This window comes from uncultured Caulobacter sp. (genome assembly GCF_947036865.1).
Classification (GTDB): domain Bacteria; phylum Pseudomonadota; class Alphaproteobacteria; order Caulobacterales; family Caulobacteraceae; genus Caulobacter.
In genome coordinates, this window is sequence record NZ_CAMQSF010000001.1 from 108,161 (window position 1) to 127,315 (window position 19,155).

Annotated in this window: 17 protein-coding genes; 11 read left to right on the forward strand and 6 right to left on the reverse strand. The window is 70.9% G+C overall.

Features of this window, described 5'->3' with window-relative positions:
- Nucleotides 1-128: 128 nt before the first annotated feature.
- A complete protein-coding gene (locus Q0V34_RS00500) occupies nt 129-1,364 on the forward strand; it encodes a pyridoxal phosphate-dependent aminotransferase (RefSeq protein WP_297506397.1) in 1,236 nt (411 codons plus the stop codon).
- A gap of 352 nt (nt 1,365-1,716) precedes the next feature.
- Here the strand turns inward: Q0V34_RS00500 and Q0V34_RS00505 are convergent, their stop codons facing one another.
- The 3 genes from Q0V34_RS00505 to Q0V34_RS00515 are packed head-to-tail and all read right to left on the reverse strand — an operon-like array spanning nt 1,717 to nt 6,889.
- Nucleotides 1,717-3,321, reverse strand: a complete 1,605-nt coding sequence (locus Q0V34_RS00505; RefSeq protein ID WP_297506399.1) for a peptide chain release factor 3 — start codon at nt 3,319-3,321, stop codon at nt 1,717-1,719.
- Nucleotides 3,322-3,363: 42 nt separating this feature from the next.
- The gene (locus Q0V34_RS00510) at nt 3,364-4,461 is read right to left on the reverse strand and encodes a histidinol-phosphate transaminase (protein ID WP_297506401.1); all 1,098 of its coding nucleotides are present in this window, start codon (nt 4,459-4,461) and stop codon (nt 3,364-3,366) included.
- A 28-nt stretch (nt 4,462-4,489) separates the two neighbouring features.
- The gene (locus tag Q0V34_RS00515) at nt 4,490-6,889 is read right to left on the reverse strand and encodes a TonB-dependent receptor (protein WP_297506403.1); all 2,400 of its coding nucleotides are present in this window, start codon (nt 6,887-6,889) and stop codon (nt 4,490-4,492) included.
- Between the two features lie 282 nt (nt 6,890-7,171).
- On the opposite strand from Q0V34_RS00515, the gene Q0V34_RS00520 reads away from it, so the two are divergent.
- Nucleotides 7,172-7,309: a hypothetical protein gene (locus Q0V34_RS00520; RefSeq protein ID WP_297506405.1), complete on the forward strand. Its 138-nt coding sequence runs from the start codon at nt 7,172-7,174 to the stop codon at nt 7,307-7,309.
- On the opposite strand, the gene Q0V34_RS00525 is transcribed toward Q0V34_RS00520, so the two are convergent.
- Both Q0V34_RS00525 and Q0V34_RS00530 read right to left on the reverse strand, forming a co-directional pair.
- Entirely contained in the window at nt 7,306-7,686 is a 381-nt protein-coding gene (locus tag Q0V34_RS00525) for a hypothetical protein (protein ID WP_297506407.1), read from the reverse strand. The genes Q0V34_RS00520 and Q0V34_RS00525 overlap by 4 nt on opposite strands.
- Before the next feature lie 129 nt (nt 7,687-7,815).
- Complete coding sequence (locus tag Q0V34_RS00530) at nt 7,816-8,145, reverse strand: DUF1491 family protein (RefSeq protein WP_297506409.1); 330 nt, start codon at nt 8,143-8,145, stop codon at nt 7,816-7,818.
- A gap of 114 nt (nt 8,146-8,259) precedes the next feature.
- Between Q0V34_RS00530 and Q0V34_RS00535 the strand changes: the two genes are divergently transcribed.
- Nucleotides 8,260-9,177, forward strand: a complete 918-nt coding sequence (locus Q0V34_RS00535; protein WP_297506411.1) for a hypothetical protein — start codon at nt 8,260-8,262, stop codon at nt 9,175-9,177.
- Here the strand turns inward: Q0V34_RS00535 and Q0V34_RS00540 are convergent, their stop codons facing one another.
- A complete protein-coding gene (locus tag Q0V34_RS00540) occupies nt 9,178-10,932 on the reverse strand; it encodes a HAMP domain-containing sensor histidine kinase (RefSeq protein ID WP_297506413.1) in 1,755 nt (584 codons plus the stop codon).
- A gap of 193 nt (nt 10,933-11,125) precedes the next feature.
- On the opposite strand from Q0V34_RS00540, the gene Q0V34_RS00545 reads away from it, so the two are divergent.
- From Q0V34_RS00545 to Q0V34_RS00580, 8 genes are all read left to right on the forward strand, one after another.
- Nucleotides 11,126-11,920: a sensor histidine kinase KdpD gene (locus tag Q0V34_RS00545; protein WP_297506415.1), complete on the forward strand. Its 795-nt coding sequence runs from the start codon at nt 11,126-11,128 to the stop codon at nt 11,918-11,920.
- 65 nt (nt 11,921-11,985) lie between these two features.
- Nucleotides 11,986-12,426, forward strand: coding sequence for a SufE family protein (locus Q0V34_RS00550; RefSeq protein ID WP_297506417.1), 441 nt, complete (start codon nt 11,986-11,988; stop codon nt 12,424-12,426).
- Complete coding sequence (locus Q0V34_RS00555; RefSeq protein WP_297506419.1) at nt 12,419-13,375, forward strand: rhodanese-related sulfurtransferase; 957 nt, start codon at nt 12,419-12,421, stop codon at nt 13,373-13,375. The genes Q0V34_RS00550 and Q0V34_RS00555 overlap by 8 nt, the downstream gene beginning before the upstream one ends.
- 8 nt (nt 13,376-13,383) lie before the next feature.
- Entirely contained in the window at nt 13,384-14,319 is a 936-nt protein-coding gene (locus Q0V34_RS00560; protein WP_297506421.1) for a hypothetical protein, read from the forward strand.
- 31 nt (nt 14,320-14,350) lie between these two features.
- A complete protein-coding gene (locus tag Q0V34_RS00565) occupies nt 14,351-15,553 on the forward strand; it encodes a hypothetical protein (RefSeq protein WP_297506423.1) in 1,203 nt (400 codons plus the stop codon).
- Complete coding sequence (locus Q0V34_RS00570) at nt 15,537-16,865, forward strand: lipopolysaccharide biosynthesis protein (protein WP_297506425.1); 1,329 nt, start codon at nt 15,537-15,539, stop codon at nt 16,863-16,865. The genes Q0V34_RS00565 and Q0V34_RS00570 overlap by 17 nt, the downstream gene beginning before the upstream one ends.
- Complete coding sequence (locus Q0V34_RS00575; protein WP_297506427.1) at nt 16,865-17,953, forward strand: glycosyltransferase; 1,089 nt, start codon at nt 16,865-16,867, stop codon at nt 17,951-17,953. The genes Q0V34_RS00570 and Q0V34_RS00575 overlap by 1 nt, the downstream gene beginning before the upstream one ends.
- Before the next feature lies 1 nt (nt 17,954).
- Nucleotides 17,955-19,154: a glycosyltransferase gene (locus Q0V34_RS00580; RefSeq protein WP_297506429.1), complete on the forward strand. Its 1,200-nt coding sequence runs from the start codon at nt 17,955-17,957 to the stop codon at nt 19,152-19,154.
- Nucleotide 19,155 lies beyond the last annotated feature (1 nt).

Consider the following 19,155-nt stretch of genomic DNA (forward strand, 5'->3'; position numbering starts at 1 on the left):
GCCCGCGCGCCGATGACAAGCGCCGCGCTGCCCGCCGCGTGGGCGCCGCGCGTTTTCGAGCGCTCGCCCCCTTGCGCGCTCGGCGCGACGGGTTCGTGCTGGCGTCATCGGGACGGGAGGAGCGATCGATGACCCTGGAGACCAACAACGCCTCGTCGGCCACGGGCCGGCGCGCCTTTCTGCGCGGCGCCGCTTTCCTGGCGGCGGCCGGGCCGATCCTGACCGAGGCCCGGCTGGCCCACGCGGCCGCCCAGACCCCGGCGCCGCCGTCCGGCATGGCCCTGCACGGCCAGAGCCCCAACGTCCCGCCGCCCGGCATGGTGCTGATCAACGCCAACGAAAATCCCCTCGGTCCCAGCAAGGCCGCGTGCGAGGCGATCGCCCGCATCGCGCCGCTGGGCGGCCGCTACGACCTGAACGGCGAGACCGACCTGCTGGCGCGGACCTTCGCCGCGCAGAACGGCCTCAAGCCCGAGAACGTCGCCGTCTATGCGGGGTCCTCCGAGCCGCTGCACTACAGCGTGCTGGCCTTCACCTCGCCGAGCAAGAGCTTCGTGACGGCCGATCCGTCCTACGAGGCGGGCATGTACGCGGCCAAGACCAGCCAGGCCAAGATCGTCAAGGTCGCCCTGACGCCCGACTGCGCCCACGACGTCAAGGCGATGGTGGCGGCGGATCCGAACGCCGGCGTCATCTATATCTGCAATCCGAACAACCCGACCGGCACCCTGACCACCAAACAGGACATCGTCTGGGCGCTGGAGCACAAGCCGGCCGGCGCGATCCTGCTGGTCGACGAGGCCTATATCCACCTGACCGAGGCGCCCGACACCCTGGACCTGGTGGCGGCGGGCAAGGACCTGATCGTGCTGCGGACCTTCTCGAAGATTTACGGCATGGCCGGCATCCGCTGCGGCTTCGCCGTGGGTCGCCCCGACCTTTTGGCCAAGCTGGCGCCGTTCGGCCAGAACGCCATGCCGATCACCGGCTCGGCCGCCGCCCGCGCCTCGCTGGAGGACCCGTCCCTCGTGCCCGCTCGCCGCAAGATCATCGGCGACACTCGCCGCGACACGATCGCCTGGCTGAAGGCCAGCGGCTACAAGGTGATCGGCGACCCGCAGACCAACTGCTTCATGATCGACACCGGCCGCGACGGCCGGGGCGTGATGGCGGCGATGAAGGCCAAGAACGTCCTGATCGGCCGCACCTGGCCGATCTGGCCCAACGCGGTCCGCGTCTCGGTGGGCACGCCCGAGGAGATGGCCAAGTTCAAGGTGGCGTTCAAAGAGGTGATGGACGCCAAGCCGATGGCCGCCGCGGAGCACGTCCAGTACGCCGAGCTGGGATATTACGCGACGCTGTAGGGGCGGCGTTTCTCTCTCCCCTTGCGGGAGAGGGGGCCCGGGTGAGGGGTCGCGTTGCGCTAGCCGAGGGGCCTTTCAACCCCTCATCCGTCAGCTTCGCTGACACCTTCTCCCGCAAGGGGAGAAGGGGGCGATTTCGGCTTTCGCCCCGTTGCGGACGTCTGGCGCTCTGCGTCCTTCGAGGCGCGCTCAGGAGCGCGCACCTCAGGATGAGGGATGCGTTGCAATGAATTCCTCATCCTGAGGCGCCCGCGCAGCGGGCCTCGAAGGACGCATTGAATATCCAATACCCACCCATCTCGCCCCATCAGAGCGTCCGCTCTCCGGCGCCAGACTTACTCCCCGACGCCCCCTACGCCCGCTCCTTCGTCCGCTCGAACCGCACCTTCGGATACTTCTCGGCGACATAGCCGATCTCCCAGGCGCTCTTGCCCAGGAAGACCGGGGCCTCGTCGATGTCTTGGCCCATGGCGGACTTGTGCTTGCTCACGAAGTCCTCGACATCGGCGCGGTCGCCGACCAGCCAGCGGGCCTCGGCATAGGGGCTGTTCTCGCAGATCACTTCCAGCTGGTACTCGTTGGCTAGGCGGTCGGCCATGACCTCGAACTGCAGCTGGCCCACGGCCCCGACGATGAAGTCGCTGCCGATCATCGGCCGGAAGAGCTGGGTGACGCCCTCCTCGGCCAGGCCCTCCAGCGCCTTCTTCAGGTGCTTGGCCTTCAGCGGATCCTTGACCCGCACGCGGCGCAGGATTTCCGGCGCGAAGTTCGGCAGGCCCGCGAAGCGCAGCAGGCCGCTCTCCGAGAGGCTGTCGCCGACCCGCAGCACGCCGTGGTTGGGAATGCCGATCACGTCGCCGGCATAGGCCTCCTCGGCCAGCTCGCGGTCGGAGGCGAAGAACATGATCGGCGCGTTGACGCTCATCTGCCGGCCGGTGTTCTGGGCCTTCAGCTTCATGCCGCGCGTGAACTTGCCGCTGGTCAGGCGCAGCATGGCGATCCGGTCGCGGTGGTTGGGGTCCATATTGGCCTGGACCTTGAAAACGAAGCCCGAGACCTCCTTGTCGCCGGGCTCGACGCTGGCGGTCTCGCCGGCCTTCTCCGCCTTCATGGTCTTGGGCGCCGGCGCGTAGGCGCCGATGCCGGCCAAGAGCTGCTTGACCCCGAAGTGGCGCAGGGCCGAGCCGAAGAACACCGGCGTCATGTGGCCTTCCAGGAAGGACCGGAGCTCGAATTCCGGATAGCCGCCGCCCACCAGCTCGGCCTGCTCCTCCAGCTCGGCCTTCTCGGCGTCCTCCAGGAACTGGCTGATCGAGTTGCCCTCGAAGGCCACCGGCTCGGGATGCCCCTCGTCGTCGGCCGCGCCGCCGACGCGCTTGGCGTAGGGGATGAACGCGCCCTCGCGTAGGTCCAGCATGCCCTTGAACCGTCCGCCCGAGCCGGCCGGCCAGTAGAGCGGCGCGGGATCGAGGGCCAGCTTCGAGGCGATCTCGTCCAGGAGCTCGATCGGGTCCTGGGCCTCGCGGTCCATCTTGTTGATGAAGGTGATGATCGGGATGTCGCGCAGGCGGCAGACCTCGAACAGCTTCAGGGTCTGGGGCTCGATGCCCTTGGCGGCGTCCAGCACCATGATCGCCGCGTCGGCGGCGGTCAGGGTGCGATAGGTGTCTTCCGAGAAGTCCTCGTGGCCCGGCGTGTCCAGCAGGTTGAACATCTTGCCGTCGTGGTCGAAGGTCATCACCGAGGCGCTGACCGAGATGCCGCGCTCGCGCTCGATCTTCATCCAGTCCGACCGCGTACGGCGGTTCTCGCCGCGCGCGCGCACCGCGCCGGCCGCCCGGATCGCGCCGCCGGCCAGCAGGATGTTTTCCGTCAGGGTCGTCTTGCCGGCGTCGGGGTGGCTGATGATGGCGAAGGTGCGCCGACGGGCGGCCTGGACAGCGGTGGGAGAGCTCATGCCGCGGGGACTAGCGCCCCACGGCCGGCTTGTCACCTGATCTCAGGCGCGGGCGGCGGCCGGCAGGGCCTTGACGAAGGCCGCCAGCGCCGGGGCCTCGCGCACCGCGATGCGGGCCCAGGTCGGATGGTCGGTCCCGAACTGGCGCAGCATCACGCCCTCCTTGGCCAGCGCCTCGATCACCGGGACCGCGCGCGGCCCGATCTCGGCGAAGACGTAGGAGCCGACCGAGGGCAAGGTGCGCCAGCCCACCGAATGGCAGGCGGCCTCGACCACCGCCCTGCCCTGGGCCACCGCCCGGTTGGCGACGTCCAGATGGGCGCGGTCGCGGTAGAGGGCGATGGCGGCGGTGAGCCCCGCCCCGACGTGCGAGGCGATCAGCAGCTCGCGCAGCGCCTTGGCGCGAGCGGGCGTGGCGATCGCATAGCCCGTCGGCAGGCCCGCCAGGCCATACGATTTCGAGAAGGTGCCCACCACCGTGACGTCGTGGCCCGCCCGCACGAGGTCGACGACCGTCTCGCCCTCCGGATCGGGGCACATGTCGATGAAGGCCTCGTCGACCAGCACCGGCGCCTGTTTCGAGGCCCGGATGCAGAACGCGCGCAGCGCTTGGCGATCGGCCAGCAGTCCGGTCGGATTGTTGGGATTGCAGACATAGACGAGCTTGACCTCGGGAGTCAGGCCCGCCGTCAGCGCGTCGAAATCGATCTGAAGGTCGGCGGCCATCCTGGCCCGCTTGGCGACGCCGCCGTGCCGCGCCGCGTACTTGGCGTGGGTGTCGTAGGTCAGGGCCGGCAGCAGCATGGCCCCGTCGCGCGCGGTCAACAGCGCCGCCATCGCCAGCAGCTCCAGCGCGCCGTTGCAGATCACCACCTGCTCGGGGGCCACGCCGTTGACCTCGGCGATCCGCTTCATCAGCCAGACCTCCGGACCATACGGATAATGCTGGCTGTCCTCGGCCGCCGCCCGGATCGCGGCGAGGCCCATGGGGCCGGGCCCGTAGGGGTTCTCGGTGATGTTCAGCGGCGCGACCGGCCCGAAGGCCGGCCGAGCGGGCGGCCGAGGCGCGGCCAAGGCCGGCGTCGCCGCCGCGACCGCGACGGAGAGCCCCGAGAGACCGCGGCGCGTGAGGTCGGTCATGCTCTGTCTCCCGCGCCGCGTCTTGCTCTTAGAACTTCGCCGACAGACGGGCGTACCACAGCCCGCCATCGGTGTCGTACGGCGCGTTACGCGAATAGATCAGGCCGCGCGAGGCCTGGAACGTCGCCTGGTCGGGATAGGTGTCGAACAGGTTCTCCGCCCCCACGGTCAGCTTCATGTGCTGGCTGATCGCCGCGCTGAGCGACAGGTCGACCAGCGTCTTGGCGCCGAAGGTCTGGATCAGGTCGGCGGCCCCGTTGGCCTGAGCATCCGTCCACTTGCCCGACCAGCGCACGCGGACCAGGCCGCTGAACGGGCCGCGCGCATAGTCGAAGCTGAGATTGGCGGCGTATTCGGGCAGGCCGTCCTGGATGTTGATCCGGGCCAGGCGCGAGACCTCGGTCGCCTTGGACCGCGTCACCTGGGTGTCGTTCCAGTTCCAGGCCGCGGTCAGGCCGCCGCGACCGCCCCAGAAGGCGCCGCGCCACGAGGCCACGGCGTCGACGCCCTGGGTCGTGGTGTCGAACGAATTGGTGAAGTAGCTGACCGTGGTCAGGCTGTCGGCGCCGGGCACCCCCGCCGCGACCAGCTGCGCGCGCAGATCGCTCGTGACGGTGAAGTTCGGCGACACGGCGAAGCGGTTGTCGACGTCGATATGGTAGTAGTCGATCGAGCCGGTCAGGCCCTCGTGGCGGAAGACGAAGCCGAACGAGTAGTTCTTGGAGTTTTCCGGCTGCAGCGGCTTGCCGCCGAGCGCCATCGAGATCGGATTGACCGGCGACAGCCGGCCCGAGGTGAACAGCAGGAGGGTCGTGGTGTTCAGGCCCTGCGAGGTGCGGGTGTTGTTGATCTGACCCGCCGTCGGCGCCCGGAAGCCGGTCGAGGCGGCGCCGCGGAACGCGAAGCCAGGCGCGAACTCCCAGCGCGCGGCGACCTTGCCGTCCGTGGTCTGGCCAAACTCGGAAAAGTCTTCGTGGCGCACCGCCAGATCGACATCGAACCGGTCGGTGAACGGCAGGTCGAGATCGGCGTAGGCGGCGTAGCTGGTCTGGTTCCAGGCGCCGGCCTGGCTGGGCGCATAGCCCGGGAAGCCGTTGGAGCCGCTGGGCAGACCGGCGGGCGCGCCAGGACCGACGTCCCACGAATAGCGATCGCCGGCCTGGATCTTGTAGGTCTCCTTGCGAGCCTCCAGGCCCAGCGCCAGGTTGGCCGGCTTGGCCAAGGTCGGTAGCTCGAGCGGCCGCGAGACGTCGAGATTGGCCGTTTCTTCCCGCTGGATCAGGGCGCCGTCGTTGAAGGTGGTCGGCGATTGCGGACCGAACGAGGCGTTGATGCTGTTGTTCAGGAAATAGTTGACCTTGTCCTGACCCCTGCCCGCCGAGAGGTCCCAGGACCAGCCCATGGCCTCGCCGCGCACGCCGGCGTTAACCGAGGCGTTGGTCTCGTTCTGACCGAACACCGGCGCGAAACCGGCCGGATAGATCTGGTTCAGCGACCAGCCCGGGAAGACCGGGCTCGTGCGGTAGGAGGTATCGGTCGACGGATTGCGCCAGTTGAAATCGGTCTCGCCATGCATGTCGCTGTAGGTGGCGAAGGCGTAGGCCTCGGTCTTGTCGTTCAGCGGCAGGGTCGCGTTCAGCGAGCCGCGCCACACGTCGCGGTCGGGCTGGCCCCAGCGCTGGACGGGGTTCTTGACCTTGATCGTGGGGTTGTTGGCCTGGAAGGTCAGGGCGTCGGGACGCTGGCGGGTGCGCGAGGTCGCCTCGGCCTTGGTGTAGTCGACGGCGGCGACCAGGCTGCCGCCCTGGCCGATGGCCAGGCCATAGCGGGCGCCGATCTCGGTCTTGTCGCCATCGCCGGCGAAGTAGCGCCCGAACTGTCCGTAGCCGTCGAAGCCGGTCTTGTCGCTGAGGATGATGTTGATCACCCCGGCGATGGCGTCGGAGCCGTACTGGGCCGAGGCGCCGTCGCGCAGGACCTCGATGCGCTCGATGCCGCTGGTCCCGAGCGAGGCCAGGTCCACGCCCTGCTGACCGCGACCGCCCAGCACCGCCGAGCGGTGGCGGCGCTTGCCGTTGACCAGCACCAGGGTCTGGTCGGGCGACAGGCCGCGCAGGGTGGCGGGGCGGACGAAGGCTTGGCCGTCGGCGGCCGGCAGGCGCTGGACATTGAACGACGGCGTCGTCGCCGCCAGCTTGTCCATCAGTTCGTCGGAAACCGTGTTCTTCAGCGCTTCCTGGCTGACGACGTCGACGGGCGCGGTCGACTCGAAGGCCGTGCGGTCGACGCGGCGGGTGCCGGTGACGACCACGGTGTCGACCTCGGTCGCCTCGGCGCGAGGGGTGGCCGGACCGGTCTGCTGGGCGTGCGCCTGGCTGGCGAGAGACAGGGCGAGCACGCCCCAGGCGGCCGTCGACGGAAGCTTCATGGTGAACCTGCACTGCTATGTTTCGAGGCGGGTTAACCCCCGCCCTTGTCAGCGCGGCGACGGCCACATGTTGCTTCGATGAAGGGTTGGCGACGGTTTTCCCCGCGCGACAACCGGAGGAATATAAAGGCCGCGAAGTCGCTCCATGGTCCGACGCCGAGCGCCTCGACCGTGCCCAACGATGCGGCAGAAAGCCCCTATTCGAACAATGGGTTTGGAGTCATGCTTGCGCTGTCCCGCACCAGCGACGTCAGATCGCCGGGCGGTAGGAGGAATCGAACGATGGCCCTGCTTGACCATCATCGCGATCATGGGCGGCAACACCCCGCCGGCAGCGCACTGTGCATCGGCGTCACCCTGGCGGGACTGGTGGTCCTGGCCGTGACGCTGAGTTGGCTGTTCAGGCTGGTGAGTTTCTAGGCCGCCAGACGGCGCCAGACCTGACGATCGGCCTCGAGATTGGTCAGCGCGCCGGCCTTTTGCCGGTGCAGCAGCGAGGCCATGACCTCGAGGGTCAGTTGCGCATAGCGGACTTGCACCATGTCCGGCCGGCAGCCTCGTCCCGGCGCCACGAACAGCGCGGCGTTGACCTCCGGCGCCTTGGCCACGATCAGGGCGGCCAGGCGCTCGGCCCGTTCGGCGTCCTTGTGATGCAGCAGCGGCTCCTGCGCGAACAGCTCACGACCCAGCTCTCCGACGTAATTCAGCGACAGCGCGGCGAAGCGATCCCGCGTCACCGGCGGCGTCAGTTCGGCCGCGTCGAAGTTGAGGATGACGTCGTTCATCAGGAAAAGCATGGGGCGTACTACGGCGGGACTCTGGGGGACCGGGAACCCCGTCACCCTGCCCCGAGCACGCTTTAAACGACGTTTAGCGACAGGGTTAACGGCGCAGGCGAGCGCGCGCGGCGGCGCCACCCACGCGACTCAGGACTCGACGGGCTCGGTCAGGAAGTGACGGCCCTCGCGATCCTCGATCTCGACCACCCAGACATCGGGGTCGATGCGGGCGGCGCGCTCGGCGTAGGCGTCGAGGTCGGGCTCGAATTCGGAGCGCACCGGCTGCATCCAGAAGCGCTCGCCGTCCCCCCGGGTGGCCTCGCTATAAAGCCGCGCGACGCCGGCCCGGCGGTCGACCGCCTTGACCAGGACGGCGCCGGCGCGCGCATCGCCCTTGCGCGCCACGGTGGCGAAGGCCCCGCCAAGCTCCGCGCGCCGGATCAACGCCGCCACCCAGATATCCGTCGAAAGAAGCATCGTAACCGAACCGCAACCAGAGCGGGCCTAGACCTCGCGCCCAAGTCTTGGACCATACGAGAAAATGACGACGTTCCGCGCGCGAATTGCGCGGAGTCTCATGGAGTAAGCGCGATGGCGGCCGAAAGCGGCTCCCCCCTCCGGCGTCCACGCCCCGCCGCCCACGACGTCCGACGCGCGGCGTGGCTGGGGGCCGCGGCCGCCTTGGCGACGCTGGCCGCGCCCACCGCGTCGTCGGCGGGCGCCGCCGACCAGCTCTACGAGCGCACCCTGATGACGACGGCCGACGGGCGATGCCGTCTTTTCACCCCGACGGTCTCCGCCGCTCTCGACGCCTCGCGAGCCCAGGCGCGGGGCGCGGCGCTGCGCTCCGGCGCCAGCGAAGAGCAAGTCGTCGCCGTGGAGCAGCGCGCCCGCGCCAAGGCCGCCGCGGCGGCCTGCGACTCCAAGGACCTTGCCCTGGCGGCGTCGCGGGTGAAGGCGGCCTTCGACGGCTACGCCCAGATGCTGACCATGACCTATCCGGGCGATGTGTCGTCCTGGAAGGCCGAGCGCTCGGTGTCTGCGACCATCCCCGTCTGGCGCCTCTCGCAACTTTCGGCCTTCGGCGGGGACCGGCTGATGTTCGGCCTGGCGGGCCGCGCCAAGGCGGTGACCGCCGTGGCGACCTTCGAGAACGGTCGGCGGCCCTACGCCGCGCGGGTCATCGTGCGCGACACGAACCGGACGCTGGGCCCCTACATCTCGCCCACCGCGGGCCGCAGCCTCGCCAACAAGGTCGCGCCGCGCAACGCCAGCCTGGTGTTCAACGCCGAGACCCGCGAGGAAGCGCCGCTGACCCTGCTGCCGACCGGCGCCAAGACCGGGCTTTCGTTCCGCTTCCCGCCGGCGGTCGCCGACGCGATCTCGCAGCTCGACCCGCGCGAGGCGGTGACGATCGAGTTCGCCTTCGCCGGCCGAGGCGACGAGGTGACCCGCAAGGCCTATGTCGAGGTCGGCGATTTCGCCGCGGGACGCGCGTTCCTGCGCTGATCAGCGCGGCGCGAAGGCGATGACGTTGTCGCCGAAGCTGGTCGGCGTCGGCGGGGCTTGGCTCTCGACGCCAGTCCCCTCGGCCTTGGGTTCCGGCGCGGCCTCGACCGGCGGGGTCGCCGCCCGCAGCGGCGCCAGCAGCACGGGCAGGCGCACCGAGACGCTGGTGCCCGCGCCCAACCGGCTCTCGATCGTCATCTCGCCGCCGTGCAGCTTGGCGAAGGCCCGAACCAGGGACAGGCCAAGGCCCGTGCCCCGCGCCCGCTGGGCGGCGGCGCCGGCCTGCTCGTAGGGCCGGCCGAGGCGTTCCAGGTCCTCGGGGCTGATGCCGACGCCGGTGTCGGCGACGACGATCTCCAGCACCCCGTCATGACCGTCGGCCGACACCGTCACCTGCCCGCCGCGCGGCGTGAACTTCAGCGCGTTGGAGACGAGGTTCAGCACGATCTGCTTCAGGGCCCGGCGGTCGGCGTCGACCTCCAGCTCGCCCGGCGGCAGCACGCCCCGCAGCTGGACGCCGGCGGTGTCGGACTGGACCCGCAACAGGCGCATGGCCGCCTGCACCGCCTCGCGGGCGTCGAACACGCCGCGCTGCAGCTCGAAGCGCTCGGCCTCGATCTTGGACATGTCCAGCACGTCGTTGATCAGGTCCAGCAGGTGGCCGCCGCTCTCGTGGATCAGCTCGGCGTATTCGGCGTAGCGGTCGGTCAGCGGGCCGAACATGCGGGCGCGCATGATGTCGGAGAAGCCCATGATCGCGTTCAGCGGCGTGCGCAGTTCGTGGCTCATATTGGCCAGGAAGCGAGCGCGACCGGCGGCCAGCGCCTCCGCGTCGGCGCGGGCCTGATCCAGAGCGGCCTCGCGGTTGCGCTCGACCGTGACATCGCGCAGCACGCCGACCAGCTGGCCCGGCGCGACGCGGACGAGGTCCAGAGCCACCACGCGCTCGACGCCCAGCGCCGGATTGAACGTCAGGCTGGCGGCGCCCTCGCGATGGGCGGCGGCGATGGCGGCGGTCAGGCGCTGGCGATCGCCCGGGGCGGCCGCGCCCGTCAGGCCGCGATTGACCAGATCCGCCGTCGTGACGCCGGGCGGCGCCGCGCCGCGCGCCGCCGTCACCTTGCCCTGCCCCTTGATGGCGATCGCCAGGTGCGGCAGGCCGTCGAGCAGGGTCTCCAGCGCGATGATTTCCGAGGCGTAGCGATCGTCCCGCGCGCCCTGGCGCCGGCGGCCGATCAGCAGACCCGCGGCCAGGCCCAGGCCCGTGGTGACCAGGGCCAGGAAGCCCAGCACGAAGCCCTGCGCCCCGGTCGGCGCGGCCGGGGCCAGGCCGGAGAGTTGGGCCAGGGCGGCCATGCAGCCGCCGATCAGGGACAGGGCCGCGCCCTCCGCCAGGCGCTTGGGCTGATCCAGGGTGGAGGCCGCCGCGACGGGGGCCAGGCACCAGGCGGCCATCGCGCCCGAGACGCCGCCGGTCAGCGCCGCCGCCAGCGAGCCGCCCACGGCCCAGACCACCAGCACCAGCGACTGGGTGCGCTCATCCTGACCCGTGAAGACCAGCGCCGCCAGGGCCGGAACCGCGCCGGCGGCCAGCGCCGCCCAGACCGGCCAGTCGCCGGGCGTCTGGGAAAGCAGGCTGGCGGCGGCCGCCAGGCAGACGAACGCGAGCCATCCCAGGCGCCAGGCGTGCGCGGGATCGAACCCCGCGGGCTTGGCGGGGCGTCGGAACGGGTCTGGAAGCGTTTCGAATTCCAAGGCCGGTCGACTTAAACGCGGCGGGGAGGATCGCCGTTTTCAAACCTTAACGCGCCGGGGCCCTTACCTCCAAGGGCGCACAATCACCGAGCGACCTTTCCTCGTGGAAGCGTTGTGGACGGAAACGGATTCGTAAGCGCGCCCGTGCATTTTCAGACCTCAAGCCAACGGACAGAAGGTCCGGGAGCCCGTCATGCCCCAGCCGGCGTCCGCGGACGCGTCGATTGACCGCAGCTTCGCCGAGCCCGCCTCGCTCGAACGGCGACGCGCCGCGGCGGAGCGCCGGCGCCTGGCGCTCGACGATCGCAAGCGCTCGTTCCTGCGGATGGTCAGCCACGAGCTGCGCACGCCCCTGAACGCGGTGATCGGCTTTTCCGAGATCCTCTCCCAGGAACTGTACGGGCCGCTGGGCGCGCCGCAGTACAAGGAATACGCCGCGATCGTGCACGAGAGCGGCCTGAAGCTCCTGAAGCTGGTCAACCAGATCGTGGAGCTGGCCCGTCTGGAGGGCCACGTCACCGACATCGAGCTGACGCGCGAGAACCTGGACGAGGCGTTCGCCGACGTGATCCACGGGCTCAAGGCCGAGATCGCCCGCCGCGATGTCATCGTCCACGTGGTCGGCGAAGGCGCCCTGCCCTGCGCGCTGGCCGACCGGCGAGGTCTGCGGACGATGCTGACCAACCTGCTGCAGAACGCCGTCACCCACTCGCCCGCCGGCGGCGTGGTGCACGTGTCGGCCATCCGCATCGGCTTGGAGATCGAGATCGCGATCCGCGACCAGGGCCCGGGCGTGGAGACCGCCGAACTTCCCCGGCTTCTGCGCCCCTTCGAGCAGGGCGGCTCGGCCCTGACCCGGACCACCGAGGGCGCGGGCCTGGGCCTGCCGATCGTCGACCTGCTTTCGCGCGCCATGGGCGGTCAGTTGAAGCTGTCGTCCAGCCTCGGCGCGGGCTTCCTGGCGCGGTTGATCCTGCAAGCGGGCTGAGCGGAGCCGCGAACCTCGCCCGCCAAAGCTTGCCATGCCCTGGCCGGCCCCCTAATTGGCCCGCCATGAGCAACCCCATCGACACCGCCCTCGACGAGCTGGCCGACGAGTTCGAGCTCCTGGGCGACTGGGAAGAGCGCTATCGGTACGTGATCGAGCTTGGCAAGACGCTCGAGCCGCTGACCGACGCCGAACGCTCCGAGGACAACAAGGTTCGCGGCTGCGCCAGTCAGGTGTGGCTCGTCACCCTGCCACAGGCCGACGGAACCCTGGTCTTCAAGGGCGACAGCGACGCCCACATCGTCAGCGGCCTGGTGGCCATCATGCTGCGCCTCTATTCGGGCCGCGCGCCCGCCGACATCGCCGCCTTCGACGCCAAGGGCGCGATGGACAGGCTTGGCCTGTCCGAGGCCCTCTCCTCGCAGCGCTCCAACGGCCTCAAGTCGATGGTCGCCCGCATCCAGCGCGACGCCCAGGACGCGCTCGGGAAGGCGGCGCTTGGCTAGGTATCGCGTCGCCGCGCTCTATCGTTTCACGCGCTTCGAGGATCCGGCGGCGCTGCGTGGTCCGCTGGCCGCGCTGTGTTGCGGCCTGGGCGTCAGGGGCACGCTGCTGCTGGCGCGCGAGGGGGTCAACGGCACCATCGCCGGCGACGACGCGGCGATCGAGGCGGTGCTGGATCACCTGCGCGCCCTGCCCGGCTGCGCGGACCTGACGCCCAAGACCGCCTGGACCGATCGCATGCCGTTCCACCGGATGAAGGTGCGGCTGAAGAAGGAGATCGTCACCCTGGGCGAGCCCGATCTGGATCCGACCGACGCCGGGACCTATGTCGCGCCGGCCGACTGGAACGCCCTGATCGCCGATCCCGACGTCGCCGTGATCGACACCCGAAACGCCTACGAGGTCGCCGTCGGCCGGTTCGAGGGCGCGATCGACCCGAAGACGGCCAGCTTCTCGGAGTTCCCCGCCTGGTTCCGCGCCTGGCGGCGCGAGCGGGAGGCCGCGCGCGGCGCCGACGCCGCGCCGCTGAAGGTGGCCATGTACTGCACGGGCGGCATTCGCTGCGAGAAGTCGACCGCCTTCCTGAAGGCCGAGGGCGTCGAGCAGGTCTTCCATCTGCGGGGCGGCGTCCTCGACTATCTGGAGCGGATCCCGGAGGCCGAGAGCCTGTGGCGCGGCGAGTGCTTCGTGTTCGACGAGCGGGTCGCGGTCGGCCATGGCCTGGCGCCGGGAACCCACGTGCTGTGTCGCGGCTGCCGGATGCCGGTCAGTCCCGAGGGCCAGACCTCGCCCCTCTACGTCGAGGGGGTCTCGTGCCCGGCCTGCCACGACCAGCGCGACGCCGACCAGAAGGCCCGCGCCGCCGAGCGTCACCGCCAGGCGCTGCATTGCCAGGCGCTCGGCATCGACCACGTCGGCGCCCGACTGCCCGCCAAGACCGTCGGGACCTGAAGGACGCCATGCCGCTGTTCTCCGACATCTGGCGCATCGGCGTCCTCGACGCGCCGATCGAGGCGGTCGCCGAGGCGGGCGGCCTGGATCGCGCCAAGGTCCATTGGCTGCCCGAGGAGCCCGACTACACGTTCCTGGCCGACCCGTTCGGGATCTGGCGCGAGGGCCGTCTGCACCTGTTCGCCGAGGCCTATGACTACCGCACCCGGCACGGCGTCATCGACCACCTGGAGCTCGACGCGGACTTCCGGCCGGTTCGCCGCGCCACGGTGATCCGCGAGCCCTGGCATCTGTCCTATCCGATGGTCTCGGAGATCGACGGCGAGATCTGGATGACGCCCGAGGCCTTCCGGTCAGGCACCTTCACGCTCTACCGCGCCGCGCGCTTTCCCGACGTCTGGGAGCCGGTCACCCAGATCGCCTTCGACACCCCGGCCATCGACCCGACCCTGTTCCGCTGGGAAGACCGCTGGTGGATGGCCTACTCGCCGGACGGAACCCAAGAGGACAAGCAGGGCAAGCTGCACCTGGCCTATGCCGACCGGATCGAGGGTCCCTGGCGTCCCCATCCCGGCAATCCGGTGCGCGTCGATCTGGCCAGCAGCCGGCCCGGCGGGACGCCGTTCGTTCACCAGGGCCGCCTGTGCCTGCCGGTGCAGGACTGCACCCGCGCCTATGGCGGCGACCTGCGCCTCCTGAGGGTCGAGGTCCTCACGCCCGACCGCTTCGAGGCGGAAGCGACGGCGATCCTGACGCCGCCGGACAAGGCCGGGCGCTACACGGGCGGACGCCACACGCTGAGCGCCTGCGGGCCCGTCACCCTGATCGACGCCAAGTGGGTCAAGGCCTCGCCGCGCGGACTGGTCATCGATGTCGCGCGCAAGCTTCGCGCGCGGTCGGGCCGCGACCAGACCCCGCCAACGGCTGACGGAAAGGACGGGTAAGGCCGCCGCCGAACGGCGGCGTCTATGACGTATGCGGATTTGTTTTCTGTTCAATCACGATCAGGTCCACCAGGTCGCGCACAGCCTGCCGATCGCCCTGGCGATGCTGGACGCCCAGGTCGACGCCGAGATCGTCATCGCGACCTCGAACGCGCGCCTGACCGCCGAGGTGACGCGCCTGGCCGGCGGCCGTCCCGGGCTCCCGGTGGTGGAGCTGGGTCTGAAGCGCCGCTCCAGCCGGTTGCTCGGCCGCACGCTGGGCGGCTTGCTGCCCGCCGAGAAGCTGTTGTTCTACCGGGATAATCTCGACTTCTTCCGACAAGTCGACGTGCTGGTGGTGGCCGAAAAGACCTCGCTGATCCTCAAGACCCGCTTCGGCCTGGATCGCCTGAAGTTTGTCCACACGCGCCACGGCGCCGGCGACCGCGCGGTGGGCTTCGACCGGGCCAGCGCCCTGTTCGACCACGTGCTGGTCTCGGGCCCCAAGATCCGCGACCGCCTGATCCACGAGACGGGCGTGCGCCCGGAAGCGATCTCGGTGGTCGGCTATCCGAAGTTCGACCTGGCCCCCGCGGCGCCGCCGCGCCCGCTGCCCGACGACGGCCGCCCGCTGGTCCTCTATAACCCGCACGTCTCGCCGCACCTGTCGTCCTGGTTCGCGGTCGGCCGGCAGGTGCTGGACTGGTTCGTCGACCATCCCGAATACCAGCTGATCTTCGCGCCCCACGTCATGCTGTTCGAGCGGCCGTTCACGATCAGCATCGACAAGCTGCGGATCGACCGGCCCGGACGCCTGGAGCCGCGCCACCTGAACGCGCCGAACATCCACGTCGATCTTGGCAGCCGCGCCTCGACGACCATGGTCTACACCCAGGCCGCCGACATCTATCTCGGCGACGCCAGCAGCCAGGTCTACGAGTTCCTGTTGCGCCCGAGGCCTTGCATCTTCCTCAACCCGCAAGGTCACGCCTGGGAGGGCGACGCCAACTTCGGTCACTGGCGCCTGGGTCGCGTGATCCCCGGCGTCGACCAGCTGGGCGACGCTCTGGAGACCGCCTGGGCGGACCACGCGGCGACCTATGGCCAAGTACAGCGCGAGCTGTTCGAAAGCAGCTTCGACCTGACGTCGGAGCCCTCGGCGCGGCGCGCGGCGCGGGCCCTGGCCGCCTTCGCCGGTCTCTCCGCGCCCCTTCTGCAACCGCCGACCGAGCTGTCCCGTGTCGCCAACGGCTGACGGCCGGGGCGCGCTGCGCGGCATCTTCGGCAACGCGCTGCGCCTGCTCAGCGGCAAGGCCGGCGCGGGCGTCATCAGCCTCGTCTACATCGCGCTCGCCGCCCGCGCCCTGGGTCCGACGGACTATGGCGTCCTCGTTCTGGTCCATACCTACGTACTGGCGGTGGGCGGGATCATCGAGTTCCCCGGCTGGCACGCCGTGGTGCGCTACGGCGCCCAAGCGCTGTTGGCCGGCGACGAGCAGAGGCTGGCCCGCCTGCTGAAGTTCGCCGCGGCGCTGGAGCTGGCCTGTGGCGCGCTGGCCGTCGCCGTCGCGGCGCTCCTGGCCCCGTGGATCGGCGCCCGACTGGGCTGGTCCTCGCAGGCCATGGCGCTCGGCGCGCCCTACAGCCTGGCGGTGCTGGCCACCGTGCGCGCCACCCCGGCAGGCTATCTGCAGGTCACCGGTCGGTTCGGGCTGCTGGGCGTCCATAGCCTGGTTCCGCCCGTAGCGCGGCTCATCGGGGCGGTCGTCGCCTGGGCGGGTCACTGGGGACTGGTCGGCTTTCTCTGGGCCTGGATGGCCGCGGCCCTGCTGGAATGGGCGGTGATGTGGGCGATGGCGCTGGCCAGCGCGCCGCGCGCGCTGCGCCAAGCGGTGATCCGGACCGACCTCTCCGGCGTGCGGGCCGAGAACCCCGGCCTGCTGCGCTTCATGCTGGGGGCCAACGCCGACGTGACCTTCGCCGAGCTGGCCGCGCGCGCGACGCCGCTGGCGATCGGCTGGATGGCCGGCCCGACCGCCGCGGGCCTGTTCGCCATCGCCCAGCGCGCCACCACGGTGATCGCCCAGCCCGCCCAGAGCCTGGGCCAGGCCGCCTATGCCGAGTTGGCGCGGCTCGCGGCCAGGGGCCAGACCACGCTGGTGATCTCGACCATCGCCCGGGCCAGCGGCGTGACCATGGCCATCGCCATCCCCGTCTGCGCCCTGTTCGGCCTGTTCGGCCAGGACTTCGCCCGCCTAATGGGCGGCGGGGGCTTCGCGGCGGCGGGCGGGCTGATGCCGTGGCTGGCCCTTTCCCGCACGATCCTGCTCTGCGCGCCGCCGCTCAGCGCCGCCCTCACCGCCCTGGGGCGGCCCGGCCTTTCGGCGACGATGAACTTCGCCGGCAGCCTGAGCCTCGTGGCCCTGCTGCCTGTGGCGCTGCCGATCTGGGGCCAGGATGCGATCGGCCCCAGCGTCGCGGCCCAGGCGGTCCTGACCATGGCCCTGCTGGGCGGCGCTCTGGCGTTTCAAGCTCGGCCCGCGATCGCCGCGCCCAGGATCGCCTGATGCGCATCGCCTATGTGATCAATTCCATCGAGGGCGGCGGCGCCCAGTCGCCGATCCCCGCCATCGCCAGGGTCCTGCGCCAGGAGGGGGCGGAGGTCGCGGTCTTCGCGCTGTCCCGTCGCGACGGTCGCGGCGCGGCGGCGATGGAGGCGGCCGGGCTGGAGGTGCGCGTCTGTCCGGCCGGCGAGAAGCGACAGATCGCGGCCCTGCGCTGGCTCACGGCCGAACTGAAGCGCTGGGCGCCGGACGTGATCTGGACCTCCCTGACCCGCGCCACCCTGCTGGGCCAGTGGGTCGGCGGCGCGATGGGCAAGCCCGTGGTCAGCTGGCAGCACGCCGCCTTCCTCAAGCCCGCCAACCGCGCCCTGCTGCGTCTGCGCCGCTCGGCCTCGATGCTGTGGATCGGCGATTCCGAGAGCGTCACCGCCCTGACCGCCGCCCGGATCGCGCCGCCGCCGGACCGTCTGGTCTGCTGGCCGATCTTCGCCATGGACCGCGACACGCCCCAGGCCTCGCCCTGGTCGCCCGGCGAGACCGTGAGGCTGGGCGCGCTCGGACGGCTACACCCGGTCAAGGGGTTCGATGTTCTGCTCGACGCCCTGGCGCGGCTCAAGGCGCAAGGCTTTTCACCGCCGGCGCCGTTCGAGGTCGCGATCGCCGGCGACGGCGCCGAGCGGGAGCGTCTGGAGGCGATGCGGATCGCGTCCGGTCTCGATAACGTCCGGTTCGTCGGCTTCTGTCCCGAGCCGACCCGGTTCCTGGCGGGCCTGCATCTCTACCTGCAGCCGTCGCGGTCCGAGGGCCTCTGCGTCGCCGCGCACGAGGCCATGCAGGCGGGGCTTCCGGTGTTGGCCTCGGCGGTCGGCGAGCTCGCCTACAGCATCGTCCCCGGCGAGACCGGCTTCCTGACGCCGCCGGGCGACGCGACCGCGCTCGCCGCGACCTTGGCCGAGGCGCTGTCGGCGCCCGATCGCCTGGCCGCCATGGGCCAGGCCGCCCGCGCGCGGCTGGAGGCCCGCTTCGGCCCCGAGCAATTCCACGAACGCGGCGCCGAGATCCTGCGTAAGATCAGAAGTTTGTCAGCGTAACATGAGCCCGCCAGCCCCCCTCCGCTCGCCCTGTCCGCGCCCGCTGTCCATCCTCGTCGTGCTGCACGACCTGCCGCTGGGCGGCACCGAGCGCGTGGCCTTGAGGCTGGCCGACGCCTGGGCCAAGGCGGGTCACGAGGTGACCCTGCTGTGCGGCGCGGCGACGGGCGCCCAGGCTGGCCTGGTCCCCGAGACGATCAGCCTGGTCGAGTGCGACCCACCCATTCCGCGGGCCCTGGGCTCGCGCGGGCGGCTGGGACGCGCCGCGGCCGAGCACCTGCGCCGACGCCCGGCCGACATCCTGTTCGTGCCCGGCAACTTCCACTGGTCGATCAGCCGCGACGTCGCGCGCGCGCTCGGCCCCGACCGCCCGACCATCGTGGCCCAGGTCAGCTCGCCGATCGTCAAGCGCGGGCGCGCGGGCGCGCGCCAATGGGCGTTCGAGATCGGCGCCCGCCGGCGTCTGCGCGACGCCGACGCCATGGTCACCCTGTCGCCCTACACCATCCACGCGGTCAACCGACTGCTGGGCCGGCGCATCACCTCGGCCATCCCCCTCCCCGCGCTCGGCGACGAGGTCGGCGCGCCGCGAACCGCTTCGGGCAAGCTGATCGTCGCCGCCGGCCGCCTAGCGCCGGAGAAAGGCTTCGACGTCGCGCTGCGCGCCTTCGCCAAGGTCGCCGATCCCGAGGCGCGCCTGGCCTTCGTCGGCGACGGCCCCCTGCGCGCGGAACTACGAGCGCTCGCCGACAGCCTGGGTGTCGCCGATCGCGTGACCTTCGCGGGCTATGCGCCCGACATCGGGCCTTGGCTGGACCGAGGGCGTCTGCTGTTGCTCAGTTCCTGGCACGAGGGCTTCGGCGCGGTGATCGTCGAGGCCCTGGGTCGGGGGCGCCCGGTGGTCGCCACCGACTGCACGCCGGCCGTGCGGGATCTCTTGTGGTCGCAGGCGCATGGACGGGTCGTCCGGCCGGGCGACGTCGAGGGCATGGCGGCCGCGCTGGAGGCTGAGCTCGCCGCGCCGCCACCCGCTCCCTCGGCCTTGATCGAGGCCGTCGAGGCCTATCGCCTGACCCCGGTCGCGAGGGCCTATCTGGACGTCTTCGAGGCCACGCTGGCCAAGGGCGCGGCGGTGGACACCGCCGTCCGATCGCCGCTCCCGCGCCTCCTGGCGCCGCTCACCGCCCTGTTCTCGGATTAGC